Here is a 17,774-nt window from a genome sequence, read left to right as displayed (position 1 = left end):
CGGGGACGGGCCGGCTGACGTGCTCGGGGAAACGGTGACCGACGGGAACCCGCGGTACCGATGTCGTGTTCACCCGGGGTGTCAGACGCGCTGGAGCTGGAACCGCTGGTTGGCGCTGCTACCCGGAGTCCACTGGGAGATGCGGGCGCCGTCGGCGGTGGCGGCCTGCCACACGTCCATGGCCAGGCCGCTCTGACGGTTGATCAGCCGGACCACCCCGCCGCCCTGGTCCTCCACCCGCCACTGCTGGCCGGTGGAGCCGGTGTCGGGTTGCTGGGTGATGTCGGCGCCGGTGCCGGTGCCGGCGACCTGCAGCACCAGGCCGCTGTGCCGGGCCCGGATCCGGTAGTGGCCACCGTCGGAGGGCAGGAAGTCGAACTGCTGGTTGAGGCCGCCGGAGAGCTGCCACTGGATCAGCTGCGCCCCGGCGGTGGCCGACGCTCCGCTGATGTCGGCGGCCTTCCCGCTGTGCTGAGCCACCAGCCGGTAGTGCACCCCGGTCTCCACCGGGCCCGATCGCGTGGCCGACGCGCGGTAGGTGTGGCCGGCCTGCCCGGTGAACGCGACGAGGTCGGTCTCCGGCCTGGTCGGCTGCACCGCGGTGCCGCTCGTCTCGTCACGCAGCTCGAAGGTACCGGTGAAGATCCGGCTGCGGACCCGGACGGTGCCGTCGCGGTCGGGCGTGATGACGAGCTCGGTCCGAGTGGCGCTCCAGGAGGCGCCGACCGTGTGTCCGCCCCGGCCGCGCAAACCGGTGACACTCCCGGCCGGCCAGGCCGACGGCAGGGCGGGCAGCACGTGCAGCTCGCCGTTGTGGCTGTGCAGCAGCATCTCGGCGATTCCCGAGGTGGCGCCGAAGTTGCCGTCGATCTGGAACGGCGGGTGCAGGTCGAACATGTTCGGCGCGAGCCGGTCCGTGCGTACCAGATCGCGGATCAGTTTGTGGGCGCGCGCACCGTCCTCCAGCCGGGCCCAGAAATTGATCTTCCAAGCGAGCGACCAGCCGGTCCCGTCGTCGCCGCGCAGCTCCAGCGTCTGACGCGCGGCCTGGTACAGCTGGGGCGTTCCCCGCCGGGTGATCTGATTGCTCGGATGCAGGCCGTACAGGTGGGAGACGTGCCGGTGGTTACGCTCGGTCTCCACCCAGTCGGCGAGCCACTCCTGGACGTTGCCGCGTGAGCCGACCCGGGTCGGTGCGAGCCGGTCCCGTGCCGCCAGGACCCGGGTACGGAAGGCGGCGTCCACGCCCAGGATCTCGCCGGCCCGCGCGACACCGTTGAACAGGTCACGCAGGATCTGGTTGTCCATGGTCGGCCCGGCGCACACGCTGGCGTTCGCGTGGTGGGGCAACTCCGGCGAGTTCGACGGGTTGGTGACCAGATACCCGAGCGACGGGTGGGCCACCAGCGAGTCGAGGAAGAACTGTGCGGCGCCCTTCATCGCGGGATAGTTGGCGCGGAGGAACTCGGCGTCGCCGGTGAACAGGTGGTGGTCCCAGATCATCGTGGCGAGCCAGGCGCCACCGGTCTGCCACATGCCCCACAGCGCGCCGTCGACGACCGATGAACCCCGCCAGGCGTCCGTGTTGTGGTGGGCCACCCAGCCGCCGGCGCCGTACTGCACGGTCGCGGTGCGGGCGCCGGTCACCGTCAGGTCCCTGATCATGTCGAAGACCGGCAGGAGGCACTCGGGGAGGTTGGTGGTGTCGGCCGGCCAGTAGTTCATCGGCAGGTTCGCGTTGATCGTGTACTTGGAGTCCCAGGACGGTGCCATCTCCTGGTTCCAGATGCCCTGCAGGTTCGCCGGCTGGGTGCCCGGTCGCGACGAGGCGATCAGCAGGTACCGGCCGTACTGGAACAGCAGGGCCGACAACTGCGGGTCGTTGACGCTCGCATGCTGGGCGATCCGCACGTCGGTGGTCTGATCGGCCGCCGGCGTACGCCCCAGATCGATCGTCACCCGGTTGAAGAGCGCTTGGTGGTCGGCCACGTGGCGGGCGCGCAGCTGGTCGAAGCCGGCGTTGCGGGCGGCCGTGAGGTGCCGTCGCGCGATGCCCTGGTAGTCACCGTTGACCGTGCGGTAGTCGACGTAGCTGGAGCCCATCGACACCAGCACGGTGACGCTCGTGGCGCCGGAGACCCGCAGCGTGCCGCCGGAGCTGCTGACCGTGCCCCCGGTGACGCTCGCGCCGGCCAGGGCCAGGAACCGCACCGAGCCGGCGATGCCCTCCATGGTGCCGGAGATGCCGTCGAGGGCGATCGTCGTGGAGTCCGGGCTGGACACGGTCGTCCGCTGCGGGCTGCCGAACGCGGCGTCGAAGGTGACCGCGCCGGGGCGGTCGGCCGTCAGCCGGATCGCGACCACCTGGTCCGGTGCGCTCGCGAACACCTCCCGCTGATACCGCACGCCGTTCAGCACGTACGTGGTGGTCACCGTGGCGGTGGTCAGGTCGAGCGCCCGGTGATATTGCGACGCGCCGGCGGCACTGCCGAAGGCGAGCCGCAGATCACCGACCGGCTGGTACGCCAGCTGCCCGGCCGGGTTGCCGAGCATCGTCTGGTTGATCAGGTCCTGGGCCGGGACCCACTGGTCGGCGAAGACCCGTCGCCGGATCTCCGCGAGGTTGGCCGCGCCCCGCGTGTTCGCCGAGTCGTAGGGGCCACCCGCCCACACGGTGTCCTCGTTGAGCTGCAGCCGTTCGGTGTCGATGTTGCCGAACACCATGGCGCCGAGGCGCCCGTTGCCGATCGGCAGTGCCCGTAGCCAGTCCGTTCCCGCGGGCTCGTCGTACCAGAGCGCCAGGTCCCCGGCGGCCAGCACGTCCGCCGGTGGCACCGCACCGGCCCGGGCGGCCGCCGTCCACCCGGCCGGGAGCAGTGCGGCTCCGGCCCCGGCCACCCCGGCGGCGAGGATGTTCCGGCGGCGCGTCACGGGAGGGTCCAGCGCTGGTTGGTGCCGCCGTGGCAGGACCAGATGATCAGCTGGGTCCCGTCCGCGGAGCTCGCGCCGTTGGCGTCCAGGCACTTGCCCGACTGCGGGTTCACCAGGGAGCCGTTGGCTCCCGGGGTCCAGTTCTGGCCGCCGGAGCCGTTGCAGGCCGACAGCTGGACCGCGGCGCCGTTCGCGGTGCTGCCACCGGCGACGCCCATGCACTTGCCGAGCGAGCGCAGGGTGGTCCCGTTGACCGTCCACTGCTGGTTCGTGCCGCCGGTGCAGCGCCACAGCTGGATCTTCGTGCCGTCGGCGGAGCTCGCCCCGCTGACGTCGACGCACTTGCCCGTGGCGCTGGTGATCGGGCCGGTCCGCGGCACCGTGCCACCGGACTCCTTGATCCGGATGTTGCGGAACGACACGTCGTCGCCGGTGCCGTGGTTCTGGATGCCGATGTGGCCGGAGGTGAGCGACCGTACCGGATCGGTGTTGGTGAAGTCGTTGACCTTGACGCCGTTCAGGAAGACCTGCAACCTCTCGCCCTCGACGAGCAGCTCGAAGGTGTTCCACTCACCCGGCGGATTCAGCGCCGCGTCGCGGGCGGCGATGTCGGCGGACTTGACCCCGTACACCGACCCGGTGGTCCGGTCCGAGGTGTCGGTGGCGTCGATCTGTACCTCGTACCCGTTCGCCATCGCCGCGTTCGGGTCGCTGCCGGCCGGGAACCCGATCAGCACGCCGGAGTTGTCGTCGCCCGGCATCATCCAGTCGAGTTTCAGCGAGTAGGAGCCGAACTCCTTGGTGCTGTACCAGAGCATGCCCAGCCCACCGGACGACGTCAGGGTGGCGTTGCTGTTGCCGAACCCACCGGGCCCGGCCTGGGACCAGCCCGTGGTGGAACCGTTGTAGAGGGTGGTGTAGCCGGTTTCCGGCCGGCAGTCGGCCCTGGTGCGGCCGGCCGCGTACCTGATGCCGCCGAGGATCAGCGACCGGAAGCCCGCCTCGGTGTAGGTCGCCTGGGTGTGGCCGCTCCCGGTGTAGAACGAGCGCCCGCCCTGGAGGGTCTTGCACCAGGTGTGCGGGTGGTCGGCGCCCATCGTGCCGCCGGAGTAGGTCGACTCGTCCAGCGTGGACAGTACGCGGGCCGACGACCGGGGATTGGTCCGGAAGTTGTACCACTCGTCGGTACGCACCACCGCCGGGCTGGATCCGGCGGTCGCCGCGTGCGCCCGGTTCTCCACCCGTACCGTCGCCTGCTGGATCGCCGGGTGCGAGGCGAAGTACGCCCCGACCAGCTCACCGTAGAACGGCCAGTTGTACTCGGTGTCCGAGGCCGAGTGCACCCCCACGTACCCGCCGCCGCCCCGGATGTAGTTCTCGAAGGCGGTCTGCTGGGTGGCGTCGAGCACGTCGCCCGTGGTGTTGAGGAAGACCACGGCCTCGAACCGGGCCAGATTGCCGGCGTTGAACTGGCCGGAGTCCTCGGTCGCGGTCACCGTGAAGCTGTTGGCCGCCCCCAGGTCACGGATCAACTGGATGCCGGCCGGGATCGCGTCGTGCCGGAAGCCGGCGGTCTTGGAGAACACCAGGACGTCGTACGGTGCGTCGGCGGCGTACGCCGGTGTGCCGCCGGTGCCCGCGACGGTCAGTAGCACCGCTGCCGTGACGCCGAGGAGTTTGCGCATCAGGTGTCGCATGGTGGGGATTCCTCTCATGGCAGGGTCCAGCGCTGGTTGGTGCCGCCGTGGCAGGCCCAGATGATCAGCTGGGTTCCGTTCGCGGAGCTGCCGGCGTTGGCGTCGAGACACTTGCCGGACTGGGTGTTGACCAGGGAACCGTTGGCTCCCGCCGTCCAGTTCTGCGTGCCGGAGCCGTTGCAGGCCGACAGTTGCACCAGGCTGCCGTCGGCCGTCGCGCCGCCGGCCACGCCCATGCACTTGCCGAGGGACCGCCAGGTGCTGCCGGTGCGGGTCCACTGCTGGTTGGCGCCGGCGTTGCAGGTCCACAGCTGGATCTTGGTGCCGTCGGCGGTGCCGGAGCCGTTGACGTCGACACACGAACCGCTCGCGCCGACGATCCGGCCGGTGCCCCCACCGCCCGTAGTCGTGCCGAACGTGAAAGCGTCCAGGTCGAACAGCGTTCCGGTGCCACCGTGGAACGTCAGATACAGGGTGGTGGTGCCGGCCGGGGCCCCGGACAGGGTTGCCGACACCTCCGTGAACGTTTCCCAGCTGCCGGTGACCGGCACCGTGACGGAGCCGAGCACCGTGCCGGTGGGTGACCCGGCGCGAACCGACAGGGTGCCGCCGGTGCCGCCGGACGAGACCCGGGCCGTGAACCCGGTCTCCCCGGCCAGGGCGTAACGCTGGAACGCGATCCAGTCACCGTTGTTGATGTCGCCGACGGTCTGCCCGCCCTCCGCGGGAGTCTTGCTGAACAGCGAGGTGCCCGACTGGCTGTTGCGGTGCTCGGCCTGCCGGTGCCGTGGCTGGAGGATCTGCTGCGTGTGTGTGGTCAGCGCGGGCTGGCCGTTGGCGCCCCGGTCGGTGTATTCGGCGTCGAACACCGCGTACAGGTTGGCGGCCGTGTCGTGTTCCCCGTCCGCCGGGATCTGCAGCGTCCCCGAGCATCCGGTGCTCGACGTGATCGGATGAGCGTGGTCGTCGTGGCCGAGGTAGTAGCTCAGCTTCACCCGGGTGCAGTCGGGAGTGCCGTCCTCGGGGTCCGACACCGTGATCGTGTACGGCACGCTGTCACCGAAATTGAACAGCCTCCCGTCGGCCGGCGAGTTCAGCACGACCGTGGGTGCGGTGTTGCCGACCGTGATGATCACCGAGGTGGTGGCGGTGAGACCGGCCGGATCCGTCACGGTGAGCGTGACCGTGCGCTGGCCGTTGCCGGTGAAGGTGTGGCTCGGATTGGCAGCCGGGGACGTGCCGCCGTCACCGAAGTTCCAGGCGTAGGTCAGCGCTCCGCCTTCGGGGTCCGAGGAACCGGCCGAGGAGAAGTCGACGGTCAGCGGTGCGATGCCGGACGTACGGCTGGCGGCGGCACGTGCCACCGGTGCCTGATTGTTGCCGGCCTGCGGATACTCGATGCGGTACAGGGCGGAGCTCGCGTCGCCGCTGCCCCAGCCGGTGCCGTAGTCCAGCACGTACAGGGCTCCGTCGGGGCCGAAGGCGCTGTCCATGATCTGCGTGCCGCGCCACGGGAAGTCGTTGATCTGCCCGGCCGACCCGTCGGCGTTGACGTCGACGGTCTTGATCCAGCGGCGGCCGAACTCCATCGCGAAGTAGTGACCGTCCAGGGCTGCGGGGAACTTGACCGTGGACGGGTTGGCCGGGTCGTAGCGGTACACCGCGCCGCCCATCGGCGACTCGGAGCCGCAGCCGAACGCGGCCACCGAGCAGTTGTCGTACTTGATCCACGCCGGTCGCGCGGCCGGCAGGTTGGTCAGGCCGGTGTTGCGTGGCGAGTTGTTGACCGGCGCGGCGCAGTTGAACCGGTTCCCCGACGGCCCGGACGGGAACACGTAGTCGACGTACGTCTCCGACGTCGTGTTGGAGCCGGTGCAGTACGGCCAGCCGTAGTTGCCGGCGGATGTGATCCGGTTGAACTCGACCTGACCCGCCGGACCCCGCGTTGCGGTGGTCGTGCCCGCGTCGGGTCCGTAGTCGGCGACGTACACCGCGCCGGTCGGCTTGTCGACGCTCAGCCGGAACGGGTTGCGCAAGCCCATCGCGTAGATCTCCGGCCGGGTACGGGCGGTACCCGGGGGGAACAGGTTGCCCGCCGGGATCGAGTACGTCCCGTTCGCGTTCACCTTGATCCGCAGCACCTTGCCGCGCAGGTCGTTGGTGTTGCCGGCACTGCGCTGCGCGTCGTAGACGGGGTTGCGGTTGCTGCGCTCGTCGATGGGCGTGTAGCCGCCCGAGTCGAACGGGTTCGAGTCGTCCCCGGTGGACAGGTAGAGGTTGCCGGCCGCGTCGAAGTCGATGTCGCCGCCGACATGGCAGCACATGCCGCGATTCGTCGGAACCTCGAGCACGGTGACCTGGCTGGCCGTGTTGAGGGTGTAGTCGGCGTTGAGGGTGAACCTGGCCAGCCGGTTGACCCCGTTCCAGGCGGAGAAGTCCGTGCCGGTTGCCGGGGCGTCCCCGCCGGGTGTGGACAACGGCGGCGCGTAGAAGAGGTAGATGAACCGGTTGCCGGCGAAGCCGGGGTCCACCCCCACTCCCTGCAGTCCCTCTTCGTCGTGGGTGTAGACCGGCAGTGTGCCGATCACGGTGGTGACCCCGGCGGCGGTGGTGCGCCGCAGAACGCCGTTGCGGGCCGTGTGCAGCACCGAGCGGTCCGGCAGCACCGCCATCGACATCGGTTCGCCCATCTCGGACACCCCTCGGGCGAGCTCGACCTGCTGGAAGTCGGCCGCGTTCACCGGGTGGGCGGTGGCCGGTGAAGCGGGGCCGACAATGGCCGTCACCATGCCGGCTGCGGTAAGGACAGCGGCCGCTGCCGCCGCCATCGCGCGTTTTCTCATGGGTTGTCACACCTCTGTCATCGGCTCACATGCGAACGGGGTCACCTGATCAGTCGTATGACGTCCGATGTTAAGCAGAGAATAGAGGGCAGTCAATGAAGCGGCGCTGGAGACGGTCGCGACCTTCGACGGCCCCATGCCGACCGGTGTCACCGTCCCGTGGCGGCCGCATCTTCGTCAACCTTCCGAAATGGGGAGACGAGGTGCCGGCCAATGTCACCGAACTGCGCGACGGGCAGCCGGTACAGTTCCCGGACCAGCGCTGGAACACGCCCGACGGCAACGCCGACGAACGGACCTTCGTGTCGGTGCAGAGCGTCGTCGTCGACCTGGCCGACCGGCTGTGGGTGCTCGACACCGCGGCTACGACGTGTGCCGGCAGCCCCGGTGCCTGCCGGAGGTTCCACATCGGCTGCAGGTGGGACCGGCCGATCAAGCCTCGTTGACCGCCGAGGCCGGATAGGCGCGCTGGAACGGGTCCGGCAACCGCCGCCAGTGCTCTTCCCCGCGGGACAGCTCATCGTCGGTGAGCAGACAGCGGCTCAGGGTGCGGTGGATGCGGACCGGGTCCAGGTCGATGCCGGTGAAGGACAGCTGGTGGTGCCGGTCGCCGTAGTACGGGTCCCAGTCCAGGGCCGCAGCGAGCCTGCGCTCGGGGTCGACCTCGTCCCAGTGCTCGTCGGGCAGCTGGTCCAGCCAGCCGCTGTGCGGGCCGAGGCGGAGTCCGCCGGCCGATTCCCACGTCATGACCAGGTCGGGACGGCTGGCGAGCCAGAAATGTCCGCGGGACCGGAGCACGCCCATGGTGACCTCGTCCAGGGCATCGTGCAACCGTGCGGGATGGAACGGGCGGCGGGCGCGGAAGACGGCTGCACTCACCCCATGCGCCGGTACCGGCTCGTGGACGCCCACGGCGTGTCCCTGCAGGCCGCGGCTGAGCACCTCGAGCGGCCCGGTGCGACGGGCGACCGAGGTCAGCGGATCGCCGGGGCGCGGGTGAACGGACCACGGCGCCAGCCGGCGCAGCAGTACCCGCAGCTGCTCGGTCTCCCACTCGTCGTCCAGTTCCCCGGTCAGCAGGACGGCGTCGGCCTGCTCGATCTGCCGGGCGACCAGATCCCCGATGGCGCGCTCGTCGGTGTCGTCACGGTGCAGGCCCACCTCCCGCAGCGGTCGTTCGTCGGTCAGGCCGTCGAGCAGCAGGTCGGCCGGCATGACCGTGACGACGGCCGGGTTCGGCCGCCCGCCGGCGCGGATCTGGTCCGGCTCAGCCGTTTCCGGGAGCACGGTGTACCGCCCGGGCACATCGGCGGCGGCGTGCGGCCAGAAGCTGCAGAGCACGAGGTCAGTGCTGGTGAGCATGGGGCTCCACCTCGTCGAGGACCCACTCGGGGAACGGGTCCGGCCAGGTGCGCCAGACGTCCTCGCCGGCCTTCAGTTCCTCGGTGGTCAGCAGGCACCGGCGCAGGCCCTCGCGCAGGTCGTCGGCGGGCAGCCGCACCCCGATGAAGACCAGTTCCTGGCGCCGGTCGCCGAAGATTGGATGCCACCGCTGTTCCAGGTCGGCGCGTTCGTCCGGGTCGTCGGGCCACTCGCCGGAGACCGCGACCGGCACGCCGGCGGGATCGCACTGACCGTTCGGTCCGGCCTGCGACCACAGGCCGATCATGCCGGGCCGGCTGGCCAGCCAGAGAAAGCCCTTCGAGCGCAGTACGCCGTACCCGGTGACGGCCTTCTCGAGGAAGTCCCACAGCCGTTGGGGGTGGAACGGTTCCGGGGCGCGGAACAGCAGGCTGTTGATGCCGTACTCGACGGTCTCGGGAATGTGTTCGCCGTTGAGCTCGGCGACCCAGCCGGGGGCGGTCTCGGCGGCGTCCATGTCGAAGCTGCCGGTATTCAGCAGGTCGGTGGGGGAGACCCGGCCGAAGGTGGATCGGATCTGCCGGGCGCGCGGGTTGAGGCGAGTCACCAGTGCCTGCACCCTGGCGAGTTCACCCGATGTCACGAGGTCGGTTTTGTTGATCACGATGACGTCGGCGAACTCCAGCTGGTCGACGAGCAGATCCGCGATCGTACGATCATCGCCTTCGAACGCCGCCAGTCCGCGCGCCTCGAGGGCTTCGCCGGCGTTGATCTGCGCGATGAGGTGGGGTGCGTCGACGACCGTGACCATGGTGTCCAGGCGGGCGATGTCGGCGAGCACCCGGTCCTGCTCGTCGATGCCGAAGGCGAAGGTGGCGGCGACCGGCAGCGGTTCGGAGATGCCGCTGGACTCGATCAGCAGGTAGTCGAAGCGGCCCTGCCGGGCGAGGTGGGCCACCTCGCCGAGCAGATCGTCGCGCAGGGTGCAGCAGATGCACCCATTGGTCATCTCGACCAGGCGTTCCTCGGTGCGCGACAGGGTGCCGCCGTCGCGGACGAGGGCGCCGTCGATGTTGATCTCGCTCATGTCGTTGACGATCACCGCGACGCGCAGGCCGTGGCGGTTGGCCAGAACATGGTTGAGCAGGGTGGTCTTGCCCGCGCCGAGGAATCCGGACAGGACGGTGACCGGCAGCCGCGTGGGCGTGGTCGTGGTGCTCATCGGGGCTCGGTCACCTGGCGGTCGCGGTAGAGGCCGCAGTGTGTGCAGGCGCGGTGCGGGACGATCTTCTCGCGTCGCGGGCAGGGGCAGTCGGCGAGCGCCGGGACGGTCGCCTTCCACTGGGCGCGGCGGTGGCGGGTGTTGGAGCGTGAGGTGCGCCGCTTCGGGACAGCCATGTGGGTTCTTCCTCTTGTGCCGGACAGGTGCCGGACCCATCTTGTTGGAAACGGTTTTCATTGTAAAGTCAGGGTGCATCGGATGCGCCGCGCCCGGCCTCACCGACGACAGCGGACCACCGGGCGCGTGCACACCAAAGGTCCGGCGGACAACGGCGTCCGCCGGACCGCACCCTGCATACACGCCCCGGCCGTCGTGGGCAGCCGGTCTGAGCCGGCTGCCCTGTGACGTGATCAGATGGCTGTCAGAGTGAGGGTGCCGGTGTAGGTGCCGGCCGCGGTGTCGGTCGGCACGCTCAGCCGCAACTCGGCATCGAGCCGTGCGGTGCCGTGCCCGGAACCACCGGGCGCCGTTGCGAGCGGAGCGCTTGCGCCGAGTCCGACACCGGGCGCGCTGACCTGGCCGGCCACCACGCCCTGTCCGTCACTTTGCGCGACGACTGCGGGTGTCCAGCCGAGATGGGCGCCGGTGAAGGCCTTGCCGTCGGAGGTCCGGAATCCGTCGGGGACCTGGCCGGAAGCGGTCCAGCCGGGCCGGCCCGCGCGAGTGTCGGTGACCGTGACCGGCTGCAGGGCTCCGGTGCTCTCCCACCTGTCACCGCTGCTGTTCAGCACGGCCGCCGGCAGGGTGATGTCCCGATCGGCCGGGTCGACGCTGATCACGAGTGCTCCGTCGGAGGCGTCGATCGTCGCGGTCACCGACTTCGACGCGGTGCCGCCCTGCGGTGCGGTGGCGACCTTGACGGTCACCGGTTCACTGACGGCCTTGACCGTCTGCTCGTCGTAGAGCTTGACGAGATATCGCGTGCCGTTCAGATCCGCGGTCGCGGTGAAACTGTAGGAAGCGCCGGTCTCGCCCTCGATCGGCGTGAGGTCGGCGTCACCGGGCCGCTTGGCGAACCATTGGTAGGCGGTCAGCGGGCCCTGCGGCGACTGGACGGCCTGCAACGTGACGGCGTCACCCGGCTGGTATCCGTCGTCCGACAGACCCGACACCGACAGGGACAGGTCGCCCGGCCCGCTGGAGCCGTTCACGTGCAGCGTGACGGGGGCCGACTCGACGTATTTGCGGCCGTCGTCGAAGGTGAGCCGGGCGACGACAGTGGCGCAGTCGTGCTCCGCGGCGGCGGCGAGCGACAGTGCTGCGCCGTTCTGACCGGCCACCAGCTGCCCGTTGAGATACCACTCCCAGCGGGCCAGCACCGACGCCGGCGCCACCGAGGCGGACAGTTTCACCTCGTCACCGACGCGGTAGTTGTCGGCGAGGCCCTCGACGGTGACCTTCTCCCGTGGTGCCGCACCGTGATCGTCCACGTGAATGGTCGCCGGCTCGCTGGTGGCCAGCAGCGAGCCGCCGGCCGAGTACAGTTCCGCTTTGACCAGCGTGCCGTCCAGAGCCTGTTCGGCGCGGACCTCGTGGCTCGCCGTGGTGATCTTGTCCATGACGACGAAGTCGGCGTGATCGGGGCGTTTCCACAGCCAGCGGTACGTGTCGGTGTCGCTCGCCACCGGGTCGGCGAAGGCGTTGAGCCGGATCGGGTACCCCTGGTGATAATGGCCGGCCAGCGACTCGAGGAACAGCAGCTGCTCGCCGGGAGCGGCGTCGGTGACCCGCAGCTCCTGCTGGGCACCGGCGACGTGGAAGCCGGTCGCGGCGTCGGTGACGGTCAGGTAGAGGGTCTTGCCGTCCAGGTCCGGGGTGACCGGCAGCTCGATCGAGGACGAGTCGGCACCCGGAATCGGGGTCCACTGGTCGGACGCGATGCCCCACTCGTAGGCGAGGCCCTCGCGTGCGGGGTAGAGCTCGGAGGTGGCAGTCAGCGTGTCACCGGCCCGGTAGACGGTGCGGACGCCGGAGAGCAGCAGCTCCCGGTAGGTGACTTCCGTGGTGACGGCGAGGGAGCGGCCCACGACCGTGCCGTCGGCGGTGACGATCTCGTACGCCCACTCGTTCTGGTTGAGCCACAGGGTGTCGATCAGGTACGCGTCAGGGCTGCCTGGAACCGCCTTGGGCAGCGCCCACTCGCCGACCTCCTCCCACGCGGTGCCACCGAGCACGGACCGGATCAACCACCGTCCCCGTTCACCGTCGGCCAGGGCACGATGCTCGACGGAAACCTGTGCCGGGTCTCCCACGTGGTAGCTGTCGCGCATTCCGGTGAGCGTGATGGACTCGCCCGTGCCGATGTCCGGACCGTCCACCTTCACGGTGCGGTAGCCGGTCTCCTGCACGACCTTGTTGTCCGCGAGGATCTGCACCTTTATCTGCGCGCCGTCGAGGGAGACGGTGGCGTCCCGGGTGTACCGCTCGCCGACCACCGAGTAATAATCGGTGGTCTGCCCGGCGGGGCGGACGAGCCAGTACGCCTGGTGGCCTTCGCCCAGGGTGACGCCGATGAATCGCAGGTCGATCTGCTCGCCGGCCTGGTAGCGGTCGGCCAGACCCGTGATGGCGAAGACGTCGCCACCGGCCTGCTCGGTGACCGTGACGGTCACCGGTGCCGACGTCGAGCGACCGAATTCGTTGAGCAGGTGCGGCACGTATCGTGCGGTCAGCGATCGGTTCCCCAGCGGCAGGGTCGTGACGCCGAAGGACGCCCCACCGGCGGAGACTGCCGTATGGCCGAGGACGGTATCGCCGTCGAGAAACTCGACGAATCCGGTGGCGTCCGGCGGGGTGACGGTCGCGTCGAGGCGCACGTTGTCACCCGTAACGACGCTTGTGGCGCTTGCGGTCAAAGCCGTGGTGGTGGCCGTCGCGGCCGGCAGCCCGCCGACGACGAACGTGTAGGTGGCGTCAGCTGTCCGTCGCTGACCGGCGACGGTGACCGCGGCCCGCACGCTGATGCGGTAGCTGCCGGGGGCGGTGAAGGCCCAGTTGGCGTGCATGTGGGTGCGGCTGATGGTGAAGGCGCTGAAACCGTCGTCGTCTGACGACCACAGCCGCTTGCTGCCACCGAACCCGGCGGCGGTGAACAGTTCGAGGCTGCCGGGCCCCTCGAAACCGGTGAGGGTAAGGGTCGTCTGGTTGCCTTCGATTGCGCCGGCCGGTACGGCTTCGGTGGAGAAGCCGGGCCACAGCCGGCCTGCTCCCGGGTTCGACTCGGGGGCGATCCACACCTCACTACCGGCCGGGGCGATGAACTCGTAGCCGGCCGGCACGGTCGCTTTGGCGTCGTCGGCCAGGTGCAACCGGATGTCCTCGGCGGCGAAGCGGGTCCCGTTGCCCTCCGCGACGTCGGCCTTCGACGCCAGCGTCAGCCGCCCGTCGTCGAGGAACGTGGAGACCGCGTCGGTGTGCACGCCGGCGATGATCCGGTGCTCACGCGGGGGCGGAGCCGGCCCGTCGGCCGCGGTGGCGGTCGACGCCGGGGCGAGGACGGCCGCGGTCGCGGCGGTGAGAACCGCCAAGGCCGCGGCCCTCCGGCGCGGTCGTGATCGTATGTGCATGAAGGTGCTTTCTCTCGGATGCGGGCATGGTGAGGACACGCCCGGCGGCGACCGGACGTGCAGGGTGGGGGCAGGGAGCCGTCAGGCCGCCAGCCGGGCGATCAGCCCATGGCGCGGCGCCACCAGTTGGGCCAGCAGGAAGGCCCCGGTGAGGGTGAGCACGATGGTGCCGCCGACCGGCAGGTCCCAGGACCACGAGAGGTAGAGGCCGAGCAGGGCGCAGCCCGCGCCGATGGCCGGTGCGACGGCCATCATCACCGGCAGCCGGTCGGTGAGCAGGCGGGCGGTGGCGGCCGGGGTGATCAGCAGGGCCAGGACCAGGATGTTGCCGATGGTCTGTACGGCCATCACCACGGCCAGGGTGACGAGTACGTACAGCATCAGGTCGAGCCAGAAGGTGCGCAGGCCCAGCGCGCGGGCCATCTCCCGGTCCAGGGTGACGGCGACGAACTCCTTGTGCAGTAGGAACACCGTCAGGAGTACGGCGATGGTGGTGCCACCGACCACGTAGAGGTCACGGTCGGGGATGCCGGTGATCGAGCCGAACAGGAACTGCTGCAGCGAGCCGGCGTAGCCCGGCGCCCGGGAGATGATCACGATGCCGAGGGCGAACGCGGCGACGAAGAAGATCCCGATGACGGAGTCCTCCTTCAACCGGCGGTTCTGGGCGAAGACGGTGACCAGCAGAGCGGTGACGACTCCGGCGATCGTGCCGCCGAGGACCAGGCTGCCGGAGAACAGGAACGCGATGGCCAGGCCGGGGAACACGGCGTGGGCGACGGCGTCACCGATGAACGCCATGCCGCGCAGCACCACATAGCAGCCGACGACACCACACATGATCGCCGACAGCACGGCAATGGTCAGGGCCTTGGGCAGGAATGCCAGGTCGGGGTTGGTCAGGTCGGCGAGGAACTGCCACGGGGACACGTCAGGCTCCCACGAGATCGAGGGCTTTGAGCAGGTGGCTGCCGGGTCCGACGTCGAAGGTCCGCATCCAGACCTCCGGGTCCTTGAGGTCCGCGGGCGGGCCGGAGGCGATCACGGTGCGGTTGAGCAGGATCAGACGATCACAGGTGTACGCCGCCGCGGTCAGATCATGGGTGGCCATGAGCACGGCCCGTTCCCGGGCGATCTCGGTGAACAGGTCGGTCAGTGTCTCCTGGGCGGGCATGTCGAGCCCGGTGAACGGCTCGTCGAGCAGCAGCACCGACGGCTCCAGCACCAGCGCGCGGGCCACCAGCACCCGCTGACGCTGTCCGCCGGACAACTCGCCGACCGGCCGCTTGCGCAGGTCGGCCAGGCGGACCCGGTCGAGGGCGTCCCACACGGCGCGCCAGTGCGCGACCGCGGGACGGCGGAACAGGCCGATGCGGCGGACCAGGCCGCTGAGCACGGCATCCTGCACCGAGGCGGGGAAGTCCCAGGTGAACTCGTGCCGCTGCGGCACGTATCCGGCGCTGCCGGTGCGGACCGTGCCGCCGCGTAACGGGATCAGGCCGAGCGCGGCACGCATCAGGGTGGTCTTGCCGGCGCCGTTGGGACCCAACAGGGCGGTGAAGTCACCGGCATCCAGGCGCACGTCGACGTCGCGCAGAACCGGACGGCCACCCAGGTCAGCGGCCACACCGATCATCTCCAGAGCCGCGCTCACCGGAAGTTCTCCCGTTCGGCACGGCGCCGCACGGCTGCCTGCCGGGCCACCAGTGCCACGATGATCAGGATTGCGAGCAGGCCGGCGCCGATCAGGGCGGGCGTCTGCCACGTACCGGATGAGGTGTCCTGTTCTTCGGAGGCCTCGGCGGCGGCAGACGCCGAACCGGCCGCCAGCGGCACGGTGAAGGCGGTGTCGTAATCCGGCTCGGTGGCGTCGCCGACCGCGACGCGCAGCACGGTGCTCGCCGTGGCGGTGGTGCCGTCGGCGAGGTCGGCGCTGATGTCGACGGCGAGCTGGTAGTTGCCGGGCTTGCCGAAGACCCAGTTGGCGTGGGTGTGGGTGTTGGTCTCCACCCACATCGGTTGCGGCAACGGCTTCGCGCTGCTCCACAGCACCTGCGGGGCGCCCAGATTGCCCGACTGCAGGAAGATCGTGACGTTGCCGGGGCCCTGCACGCCGCGCAGCGTCATGGTGACGCCCCGGCTGATCGCGCCGATCACGCCCGGGTCCTGGGTGTTCCAGCCGATCCAGACGACTCCCTGTTTCTCGGTTTGCGGCACCACGTGCACCTGCGTGCCGGGCTGCTCACCGAGGAACCCGTAGGCCGGGTCGTCGGGTATCTGCTGACGGGCGGTGTCGCGGATCCGCAGAACGGTGTCGGCGGGTTCGCGCCACACCGACGGGACGGTGTGGTCGTCGTGGATCTGGATGCTCCACTTGCCGTCGCGCATGCGGGGGCCGATGTCGACGTGGCCGGTTTCCAGCACGGCCCGGCCGGTGGCCTGGGCCTGACCGGGGTCGAGTGACTGGTCCAGGCCGGGGGTCGGGCTGGGAGCTGCCGCGAGCAGTACGGCGAGCAGAGACTTGATCAAGGCTGGTCCTCGGGTGGTTCAGGAGAGGCAGGAGCGGAGGGAATCGGCGTTGAACCGCATCATCGACACGTAATCGGTGACCCGGTCGTCGAAGGCGTCGCCGTAGATGTCGCAGACCTTCACGTTCTGCTGCTTGGCGACCTCGACCAGGGTGGAGGATCGGGCGCGCAGGTTCGGTTCGAGGAACACCGCCCGGATATGCAGGTTGCGCAGCGTCTCGGTAAGGCGGCGCCGGTCGGCGAGGCTAGGTTCGACGGCCGGATTGGGGGTGACGAAGCCGGCGACCGGGATGCCGTACGCCCTCGCCAGATAGGCGAAGGCGTCATGGGTGGTCACCAGATGGCGGTTCGCCGCCGGGATGGCGTCGGCCTGTTCCTGGACGTACGCGTCGAGCGCACTCAACTCGGTCAGGTACCGGTCGGTGTTGGCCCGGTAGGCGGCGGTGCCGGCCGGGTCGGCGGCGATCAGCGTGTCCCGGATCAGCTCCACGTAGGACTGTGCGTTCCCCACGTCCTGCCACAGGTGCGGGTCGATCTCGCCGTGCACGTGCCTGCCCAGCACCGCCTGCGGCAACTGGTAGATCTGCGTACCGGGCCGGCCGAGGAACCGGAAGCCCGGTCCGGCCGGCACCTCCTTCAGCGCCTTGGCCGGGACCTCGATCACGGTACGGGCGGGATCGTGGCGCACCTGCTCGGTGCCGCCGTGCCCGTCGCCCCACAGGTAGAGCTCGCCGGTGTCGATGTCAGCGGTGACGTCGGTGTGCCCGTCGTGCAGCACTCGTGCCCCGTCCATCCCGGGCACGGTGTGCGCGTCCACGCCGACGGCGAAGGTGAAGGTCTGCTCACCCATCGGCATCGGCTTGGTGCCGGAAGCCACCGCCAGTTCGGCGCGTAGCGTCAGCCGGTAGACGCCTGGTTCGGTGAACGCCCAGCTCATATGGGTGTGCGCGTCCGGCGGCAGGTCGATGGTGTCGTCGCGGTAACCGTTGGCCGCGTCGAAACCGTCGCCGGAGTCGAAGGTGATGTCAGGATTGCCGAACGACTCGGTCAGATAGGCGGACAGCCGGCCGGGGCCCTCGACCCTCGTCGCGGAGAGCCGTACATCCGAGGAGCGGGTGACGCCATGGGCCGCGCCGGTGCCCCGCGCGCGCAGGCCGAGCCAGATGGTGTCGAGAGAGACGTCCTCGACGAGCGGGATGATCTCGGCGGCGTACTTGGTGGCGCCTTCGGCGAGCGAGATCTGCCGGACGCCGTCGGGGAGGTTGGCGTCCAGCGTCTTGATCACGCTTTGGGCCTCGAGCAGCAGGTAGTTGCTGAACGCCACGTCGGCGTAGACGACGTTGCGCACGTCGCGAAGCGTCGGTTCGTAGGCGTGCGCGTCGGCGTCGTCCGGGACGATCGAGTCGACCAGGACACGGTCCCCGCCGACGTTGCGGACCAGGTCGGCCAGGAGGCCGGTGGTGGTGACCACCTGGACGCGGTCGTCGGTGCCGGACAGGGCGGGCGGCGGTGCGCACCCGGCCACGGCGCTGAGCAGCAGGGTGGCGGCCAGCAGGCGTTTCATC

The 17,774-nt window shown here is 70.0% G+C and carries 11 protein-coding genes and 2 pseudogenes; 1 reads left to right on the top strand and 12 read right to left on the bottom strand.

What is annotated here, in order from left to right; all coding sequences use genetic code 11:
* Positions 1 to 81 precede the first annotated feature (81 nt).
* Genes AB0G04_RS06355 through AB0G04_RS06345 form a run of 3 tightly spaced genes read right to left on the bottom strand, consistent with a single transcriptional unit; the run spans position 82 to position 7,471 of the window.
* Positions 82 to 2,931, bottom strand: a complete 2,850-nt coding sequence (locus AB0G04_RS06355; RefSeq protein WP_360977340.1) for a glycoside hydrolase N-terminal domain-containing protein — start codon at positions 2,929 to 2,931, stop codon at positions 82 to 84.
* Entirely contained in the window at positions 2,928 to 4,628 is a 1,701-nt protein-coding gene (locus AB0G04_RS06350) for a ThuA domain-containing protein (RefSeq protein ID WP_360977337.1), read from the bottom strand. The genes AB0G04_RS06355 and AB0G04_RS06350 overlap by 4 nt, the downstream gene beginning before the upstream one ends.
* 14 nt (positions 4,629 to 4,642) lie before the next feature.
* A complete protein-coding gene (locus tag AB0G04_RS06345; protein ID WP_360977334.1) occupies positions 4,643 to 7,471 on the bottom strand; it encodes a PQQ-dependent sugar dehydrogenase in 2,829 nt (942 codons plus the stop codon).
* 146 nt (positions 7,472 to 7,617) lie between these two features.
* Between AB0G04_RS06345 and AB0G04_RS06340 the strand changes: the two genes are divergently transcribed.
* A complete protein-coding gene (locus AB0G04_RS06340) occupies positions 7,618 to 7,917 on the top strand; it encodes a hypothetical protein (protein WP_360977331.1) in 300 nt (99 codons plus the stop codon).
* On the opposite strand, the gene AB0G04_RS06335 is transcribed toward AB0G04_RS06340, so the two are convergent.
* From AB0G04_RS06335 to AB0G04_RS06295, 9 genes and pseudogenes are all read right to left on the bottom strand, one after another.
* Positions 7,904 to 8,833 (bottom strand): GTP-binding protein, encoded by a 930-nt coding sequence (locus AB0G04_RS06335; RefSeq protein ID WP_360977328.1) that lies wholly within the window; start codon positions 8,831 to 8,833, stop codon positions 7,904 to 7,906. The genes AB0G04_RS06340 and AB0G04_RS06335 overlap by 14 nt on opposite strands.
* Positions 8,817 to 10,055 (bottom strand): GTP-binding protein, encoded by a 1,239-nt coding sequence (locus tag AB0G04_RS06330; protein WP_360977325.1) that lies wholly within the window; start codon positions 10,053 to 10,055, stop codon positions 8,817 to 8,819. The genes AB0G04_RS06335 and AB0G04_RS06330 overlap by 17 nt, the downstream gene beginning before the upstream one ends.
* A complete protein-coding gene (rpmF, locus tag AB0G04_RS06325) occupies positions 10,052 to 10,231 on the bottom strand; it encodes a 50S ribosomal protein L32 (RefSeq protein WP_360977322.1) in 180 nt (59 codons plus the stop codon). Before rpmF ends, AB0G04_RS06330 begins: the two co-directional genes overlap by 4 nt.
* A gap of 234 nt (positions 10,232 to 10,465) precedes the next feature.
* Positions 10,466 to 11,248, bottom strand: a pseudogene (locus AB0G04_RS06320) (WxL domain-containing protein); the annotation flags it as partial.
* A gap of 1,464 nt (positions 11,249 to 12,712) precedes the next feature.
* Positions 12,713 to 13,681: pseudogene (locus tag AB0G04_RS06315) on the bottom strand (choice-of-anchor M domain-containing protein); the annotation flags it as partial.
* Between the two features lie 81 nt (positions 13,682 to 13,762).
* Positions 13,763 to 14,611 (bottom strand): anchored repeat-type ABC transporter permease subunit, encoded by an 849-nt coding sequence (locus tag AB0G04_RS06310; protein WP_360977319.1) that lies wholly within the window; start codon positions 14,609 to 14,611, stop codon positions 13,763 to 13,765.
* Between the two features lies 1 nt (position 14,612).
* A complete protein-coding gene (locus AB0G04_RS06305; protein WP_360977886.1) occupies positions 14,613 to 15,317 on the bottom strand; it encodes an anchored repeat-type ABC transporter ATP-binding subunit in 705 nt (234 codons plus the stop codon).
* A 14-nt stretch (positions 15,318 to 15,331) separates the two neighbouring features.
* Positions 15,332 to 16,210 carry a choice-of-anchor M domain-containing protein gene (locus tag AB0G04_RS06300; protein ID WP_360977316.1) on the bottom strand — a complete coding sequence of 293 codons (879 nt, stop codon included), beginning with the start codon at positions 16,208 to 16,210 and terminating at the stop codon, positions 15,332 to 15,334.
* Positions 16,211 to 16,228: 18 nt separating this feature from the next.
* A complete protein-coding gene (locus AB0G04_RS06295; protein WP_360977313.1) occupies positions 16,229 to 17,773 on the bottom strand; it encodes an anchored repeat ABC transporter, substrate-binding protein in 1,545 nt (514 codons plus the stop codon).
* Position 17,774: the final 1 nt, after the last annotated feature.

Source organism: Actinoplanes sp. NPDC023801, assembly GCF_040639655.1.
Classification (GTDB): domain Bacteria; phylum Actinomycetota; class Actinomycetes; order Mycobacteriales; family Micromonosporaceae; genus Actinoplanes.
This window is presented reverse-complemented; position numbering and strand designations above follow the sequence as displayed.